The organism is Streptomyces sp. NPDC006879 (assembly GCF_042869595.1).
Taxonomy (GTDB): domain Bacteria; phylum Actinomycetota; class Actinomycetes; order Streptomycetales; family Streptomycetaceae; genus Streptomyces.
Genome location: NZ_JBIAGC010000049.1, coordinates 34244 through 40487, shown reverse-complemented (window position 1 = coordinate 40487; position 6244 = coordinate 34244). Strand labels below are relative to the sequence as shown.

General features: G+C 70.9%; 6 protein-coding genes and 1 pseudogene. 4 read left to right on the top strand and 3 right to left on the bottom strand.

Annotated elements, in window-relative coordinates; translation table 11 throughout:
• Nucleotides 1–899 precede the first annotated feature (899 nt).
• Nucleotides 900–1073 (bottom strand): annotated as a pseudogene (locus ACFYMC_RS25885) (transposase); the annotation flags it as partial.
• A 279-nt stretch (nt 1074–1352) separates the two neighbouring features.
• Between ACFYMC_RS25885 and ACFYMC_RS25880 the strand changes: the two are divergent.
• Complete coding sequence (locus ACFYMC_RS25880) at nt 1353–2354, top strand: helicase-related protein (protein WP_388529366.1); 1002 nt, start codon at nt 1353–1355, stop codon at nt 2352–2354.
• Nucleotides 2351–2956, top strand: coding sequence for a helicase associated domain-containing protein (locus tag ACFYMC_RS25875; protein ID WP_388529364.1), 606 nt, complete (start codon nt 2351–2353; stop codon nt 2954–2956). The genes ACFYMC_RS25880 and ACFYMC_RS25875 overlap by 4 nt, the downstream gene beginning before the upstream one ends.
• Before the next feature lie 498 nt (nt 2957–3454).
• Here ACFYMC_RS25875 and ACFYMC_RS25870 read toward each other — a convergent pair whose 3' ends face one another.
• Together ACFYMC_RS25870 and ACFYMC_RS25865 are read right to left on the bottom strand one after the other, a co-directional pair.
• A complete protein-coding gene (locus tag ACFYMC_RS25870; protein WP_388529363.1) occupies nt 3455–4141 on the bottom strand; it encodes a restriction endonuclease in 687 nt (228 codons plus the stop codon).
• Nucleotides 4142–4205: 64 nt separating this feature from the next.
• Nucleotides 4206–4415 carry a hypothetical protein gene (locus ACFYMC_RS25865; RefSeq protein ID WP_388529361.1) on the bottom strand — a complete coding sequence of 70 codons (210 nt, stop codon included), beginning with the start codon at nt 4413–4415 and terminating at the stop codon, nt 4206–4208.
• Nucleotides 4416–4673: 258 nt separating this feature from the next.
• Here ACFYMC_RS25865 and ACFYMC_RS25860 point away from each other — a divergent pair, with 258 nt between their 5' ends.
• Both ACFYMC_RS25860 and ACFYMC_RS25855 read left to right on the top strand, forming a co-directional pair.
• Nucleotides 4674–5234 (top strand): hypothetical protein, encoded by a 561-nt coding sequence (locus ACFYMC_RS25860; RefSeq protein WP_388529371.1) that lies wholly within the window; start codon nt 4674–4676, stop codon nt 5232–5234.
• A 36-nt stretch (nt 5235–5270) separates the two neighbouring features.
• Nucleotides 5271–5885, top strand: coding sequence for a hypothetical protein (locus ACFYMC_RS25855; protein WP_388529359.1), 615 nt, complete (start codon nt 5271–5273; stop codon nt 5883–5885).
• Nucleotides 5886–6244 lie beyond the last annotated feature (359 nt).

Genomic DNA, 6244 nt, shown 5'->3' with positions numbered 1-6244 from the left:
CTGCACTGGTCACACTTCCGACGCCGCAGCCAGGCCCGAGCCCGCCGATGCCACTACCAACGCCGAGGCCACGACCCCCACATGCGGTTGCAGTATTAGGCGTGCTGGGCGAGGCCCATCCGCACGAGAAAGTGGAAGTGATGTAGCCCTGGCGCGGTTGTGTTCTTGAGTGAGGACCGGAGCGCCAACGCAAGCCAGCGTGGCCTGGCGAAGCCACGTCCGCGAGCAAGCGGCGGCGTGCTTGCGGACGTGGCCTTCTGCGAAGGCCCGCCTGCGGTAGCCGAAGGATGTGCGGCCGTCGGTGTTGATGGCCGCACATGGCTATGAGGCGGCGGGCGTAGCGCGTCCTGCGCGTTCGGTGCGGCGCCAGCATGTGAGTCCGAAGCGGCGCCGGTGTGCATACGCAGGCGCGAGCGGCAGTGAAAGTAGACCCGTCTGTGCAAAGTTCAATGGGTAAGCGCGGATTTACGTAGAGGTCGACGGACGTAAGTAAACACCGGAGTGAGCAGTATTCGACGTATGAAACGTCGTAGCGAGCGCTGCATGGACAAAGAGAGAGAAGGGGTAAGGCGCGCGAGGGAATGGTGTGGCAAGCGAAGATGAACGCCCGCCAGGACGTGCGTCTAGGAGAGTCGGTGGAACTGTTGCACTGAGCGATTCCGAAAGCGAGGAAGCGAGGTCGGGTCGTACTGTGGGCGTATTCGTGAAGGGCTGGCGGCGATAGTGTGCGGCGCGTAAGAAGTGAGAGCGCCACGAAGTGGAGGAGGTTGCAAGGTGGCGTGAATGCGAGCGTGCGTGGAAGTGTGTGAATTAGTGATCCCTCGCATTGGGGCAGATGGCAGTGGAGTCTTCTGGGAGTGACGGCGGAGCCTGCCCGGCTGGCCGAGCCGCTCCAGTCACGGCCGCTTGTCGCACGCCGCGTGCGCCAGGCACAGCCCGACCGAGGTCGCCGACGGAGCCTCCAGCGTCACCACCAGACCCACCACGCACCGGCTGGCCGCATCGACTGCCAACGTCAGATACGGCCGCCCGACCGGCAGCCGGTGCCGCTCGTCGACCACGATCACATCCACCGGCGCTGCCCCTCCCGAGAGCCAAAGGTGGTGCCCGGGCCCTGGTACTGCCGGCCAGGAGTAGCCGGGGTTCGCTCGCCTGTGCGCACTACCTGCCTGTGAATACAAAAACGGCCCCTTACGGGGCCGTCGAACCGGGGCTTTGCAGACCCGGCGGGGTATGGGTTCACGGTACGACTTGCAAAACCTTGCGTCAACGCAAGACAGCACGCCTCCCTCGGCAACGGGATCCTGGAGACCGCCCACGAGGCCGGCCTGTCCCCCTGGGGCCTGATCGGGATGGACGAGGCACACCGCACCAGCGGCCGGGCAGGCAAGCCCTGGGCCGTCGTCCACGACAACGCCCGCATCCCGGCCGCCGCGCGCCTCTACATGACCGCCACCCCCCGCATCTGGACCGCGGGCGACGGCGACGACGAGGACGGCGAAGAGCTCGTCGCCTCCATGACCGATGACCCTGACGGCCCGTTCGGCCGCGTCGCCTACCGGCTGCCGCTGGACGCCGCGATCGAGGCCGGAATCGTCGCGCCGTACCAGGTCGTGGTGGTGGACGTGCAGGATCACCAGCTCAACGCCGCGATGATGGCCGCCGGCCAGGACTCCGACACCGTCCGCGGCCTGCGCCTCGGCGCCCTTCAGGCAGCGGCCCTCAAGGCCGCCGAGGAGGAGGGCCTGCGCCGGGTTCTCTCGTTCCACCAGCGGGTGTCCGAGGCCGAGGCCTTCGCCGTCGGCCTGCCCGACAAGGCCCGCGACCTCCGCCGCCAGGACGGCGAACCCGATCCCTCCGAGGACACCGGCGTCTGGGCGCAGTGGCTGCACGGCGAGCACAAGCCGGCCCACCGGCGCAACGTCCTCACCCAGTTCACGGCCGGCCTGACCGATAGCGGACAGGACGCGCGGCTCTCCCTCATCGCCAGCGTGAAGGTCCTCGGCGAGGGCGTCGAAACCCGGGAGTGCGAGGGCGTGTTCTTCTGCGACGTCCGCGGCTCGATGCCGGACCTGGTCCAGGCCGTCGGCCGGGCCCTGCGGATGCACCCCGGCGAGGGCAAGATGGCCACCCTCTTCGTGCCTGCCTTCCTCGCCACCGGTGAGACCACGGCGTCGCTCCTCACCTCCCCCGCGTACGCGGGCCTGGCCAAACTCCTCGCCGCGCTGCGCGCACACGACGCCCGCATCGAGCAGCTCACCACCCCGGGCAACCCGACTTCTACACGCCCCGATGGCCGCGACCCGGAACCCGCCGACCGTGACGGGCCCCGGACGAGGAGCAGGACACGGTGAGCGCCCCGGCCCGCGAGCTCCTGCGATTCTCGAAGCCGCGCGACGCGCACCAGCTGGCCAGCTTCGTCCAGCTGCGCGTCCTCAACCCCGAGCGGGTCCAGTGGCGCCGCGGCCTCCAGGCCGCCCAGCGCTATCGCGCTGAACATGACGACCTCCGCGTGCCGTACGGCTTCCGGACCCCCGGCGACTGGTCCCCCGCCGGCTTCCCACTCGGCGTCTGGATCGCCGACTGCCGCCGCCACTACAAGGGCGGCAGTCTCGACGGAGACCGGATCGTGCAGCTGGAGAAGCTCGGCATGCTCTGGAGCCTTTTCGACGCACGCTTCGACGAGGGCCTGGCCGTGGCCGCCGCCTGGGCCGCCGAATCCGGCGTCGGCCTGGCCGCCCCCGTGGACGCGGACCTCGACGGCTACCCGGTGGGTCGCTGGCTGAAGAACCAGCGCGCGGCCGCCCGCCGGGCGAAGGCGCCGCTCTCCCCCGAGCGCCGTGCAGCCCTCGCGGAGATCGACCCGGGCTGGTGCCCGGAGTGGAGCATCGACTGGCACCAGCGTCACGTGAACGCCGGCCGTGCGCTCCCGGCCCGGTCCCGGCATCCTCGTTGAGGACGGCGGGGACCTCGGCCGCTGGGCCGCCGCGCAGCGCCAGGGATTCGGGAAGCTGGCAGGGGAGCAGCAGGAGCTGCTCGCCACGCTCGGCATCACGCAGGCCCCGGCGCCCGCCAAGCGGACCCGGGACCCGCGATCCTGCCGCATCAGTGCAGGTCAGGCCGGGTGGAGCTTGGACAGGGGAAAGTGTCTGCCTACAGCTCTGTACGAGGACTCATTATCCCCCCATTCTTGAACTCGTTCCCACGTGCGCGACGCGCGCGGCCCGCGGGCCGCGCGAGCGCGTACAAGAGAGGCGCAGGTCCAACGGTCCGGACACGCACCGCAGAACGCAGGAGGCCCCGTTGCAGCGGGGCACCTCCGCAAGGTGGCACGGCCAGCAGGTCAGCCACTGGTCTTCCTCTTCCCGACCCCGACGATGACGACTCTCGCGGCCCGGAGGGCGTACGACAAGAGGCAGGGCCCGGCGGAATCTCCCGCCGGGCCCTGCCTCTGTCATCTGGGGCGCCGCCCGGTGCCGCCGCCGCTGCCGTTCAGCGGGATCAGGCTCTCCAGGTGAGCGCCCTTGACCCAGGAGCCCAGCAGGTCGCGGTGCAGGGCCACGATGTCCTGGCGCAGCGCCAGGCCGAGTGCATCCCTGGTGAACGCGCGGCAGGTGGTGACGAACAGGGCGACGTCCGCGCCGTGCTCGAGGCGGGCGGTGCCGACGAACTTCTGCATGTCCTGCGAGGACACGCTCCGGTGCGCCGCGTACTTTTTGCACTGGATGACCAGCTTGCGGCCGTCGGCCAAGTAGCCGACGACGTCCGCGCCCAGGTCGCCGGTCTTGCCGCTGACGACGACCTCCCGGCAGCCGTCCCGGCGGCACAGCTCCGCGACGTACGTCTCGAACTCCTGCCACGTCAGGGCATCGACCTGGGCCATGGACAACTCACGCGCCCGGGCCTCCTCCTGCACCCGCCACGCCCGGTCCCGGCCGACCGCCTGGCGGTGCGCCCGCAGCAGTGCCCAGCCGGCCCCGCCCAGCGCGGCCGCGGCGAGCACCGTCACCAGCACGGGCCACACCGTCGACCAGTTCCCGGCCACCCATACCACGGCGAGGCCGGCCGCCACCGCGCCCCAGATCTGTAGTTGCCTGCGGGTCTGCTTCTTCAAGCGCCGGCGCCGTCGACGTGCCGCCATCACTCCCCCGCTCCCCAGGCCCGTGATCCGCAGTGCGCCGCCGGCTCCCGGCGGGTACGGCAGCTCATCGGCCGGCCTGCGTGACGCCGCTCGCCAGCTGCCCCAGGACGTTCACGATCCCCTCGCCGACCGGGGTGGGGGCGATCAGGACGCCCAGCGCCAGGACGATGACGACGGTCATCTTCTCGTCGAAGCGGCTGCGGGCCTCCGTACGCCGCCGCAGCCGCCAGATGACGACGACTACGAGCAGCACCGCCACGTTGATGGTCACCAACCGCCCCGGCCTCCCCCCACCTGGCATTCACTTCAGGGACGGCCGAAGTAGGCCGCCAGCCTTCTTGTGTAGTGGCGCCTTGGTGATGTTGGAGGCGGGTTGCCGGCGAATGGCACAAAGCCATCGGACCTGGCCGAATAGCACGCGCGGCGCACCGCGGCTGGCTGGTCATCTCGCTGACACGGCCCCGACCCACGTGGCAAGGTCGGCGATGATCGACAACGGCATCAGCGAGGGGGCCTTCGCGTGGACGCGCGGATGTGGAACGCACTGGTCGGCGTGATGAAGGAGGCGTACACCGCCTCGCTGGGCGAGGGGACCGTGCCACGGCCGGTCATGATGCCGCTGGTGCGCGGCGAGCTGGTCGGGCTGATCTGGGTGCGCCCGCTCAAGGTCGGCCAGGACGCGCTCGCTGGGATCGCGGAGCTCGCGAACATCGCCGCGGCGGCCGGGGCGGACGAGGTCGTTCTCGCATGGGAGACCCACGATGTCGCCACCGCCTGCGAGCTGCCGGTCGTCGGCCCGGCGCCGTGCCTGAACATGGTGCTCGCCACCCGGGACGGGCACGTCCTGCACCAGTTCCCCTACAGCGAGCAGCTCCTGTCGCGCAGCCCCGTGGGCTGGGCGTCGGTCGCCCCCGATTGGAGGCCGGCCCCCGCGCCGCAGCCCGGCGGCGAACTGGTGCCGCCGATCCAGGCGGCGGTGGACTTCTCCTTCACCCCGATTGAGCTGGACCACCCCGATCCGTTCGGCGTCGCCGTGGTGCTGATGGAGGAGGACGGTTACCGCATCAGCCTGACCGAAGCGTTCGCCCGCTGAGGCTGGCGTCGAGATCCGAGTGAAGGGAGCTACCCCGTGGGGGCTGTGGTGTGGTGCATGGTGTTCTGGGCGGGCGCGGCCTTGGCGGTGGTGCTGTGCGTCAAGAAGTGGCGCAGCGGTCCCGATCGGGTGTGGTCGTCGAAGTGGAATGCGTTGGCGGTGGCCTTGTTTGTGACGGTCTACCCGGTGCTGGGAACGGCTCGGCTGGTGCCGTCCGAGGGGCAGTTCTTCCTTGAGGCTCTCGCCGGGGTGCTGCTTGTGGGCTCTGCCGGTTCCGCAGCGGCGGGGTGGGTGGCGGCGCGTCGGAGTGCTGCCCAGACGCGGGCGGTACGCAGTGGGCTCGGGCTGCCCGTCGAGCGAAAGCTGTGGAGCCCCTGGGTCGTGCTGGGGTTGTGGAGCGCAGCCGGGATCCCCTTCGCTGTCGCCGCAGTGGTCGTCACCGGCCGGTACGTCGAGGCGCACTCCGAACCTGCTGCCGACGGCACCTGGGCCGAGGCGGGCATGATCGCCTGGCTCTCGGTCCTGACCATCGCCGCCTTCGTCGTCTGCGGTGCGGTGCACGGCCTCGTCCAGCACCGGCGCCATACCCGGGAACAGCGGCGCGTACGGAACGCCGAGCAGCGGTACCTCATCACCGATCCTGCGGACTGATACCTCCCGTCCCCCGCTGTGCGGGCGAGTTCACCTGCCTGCGCCGCTGCGCCGCATACGGTGGCCTCGCCGCCCGCACACCGCCCGGCACGGCGGAATCGGCGGCGTACAGCGAAAGACACGGGACGGAGGAAGGCCGGGATGACGCAGGCCGCAGTGAGCGAGCTGAATGAGCGGGTGCCGGGGCGCCGTTGGACGGTGCGGCTGGACGCCGCCGGCCGCGGCAGCGCGGCGGTGCGCATCTCCTGCAGCCGCCCCGCCTGCGTCGAGCAGCGCCTTCCCACGGCAGCCGCCGGGCGCGCGGCCGCGGTCGCCCACCTCAAGGCCCACCTGCGCGCCGCTCCCGCCCCGAGAGCCGG

What these genes read in the sequence shown, in the direction of transcription:
- ACFYMC_RS25880 (WP_388529366.1), top strand. Translation starts at nt 1,353, where the DNA reads ATGGACGAGGCACACCGCACCAGCGGCCGGGCAGGCAAGCCCTGGGCC.
- ACFYMC_RS25870 (WP_388529363.1), bottom strand. Translation starts at nt 4,141, where the DNA reads ATGGCGGCACGTCGACGGCGCCGGCGCTTGAAGAAGCAGACCCGCAGG.
- ACFYMC_RS25860 (WP_388529371.1), top strand. Translation starts at nt 4,674, where the DNA reads ATGTGGAACGCACTGGTCGGCGTGATGAAGGAGGCGTACACCGCCTCG.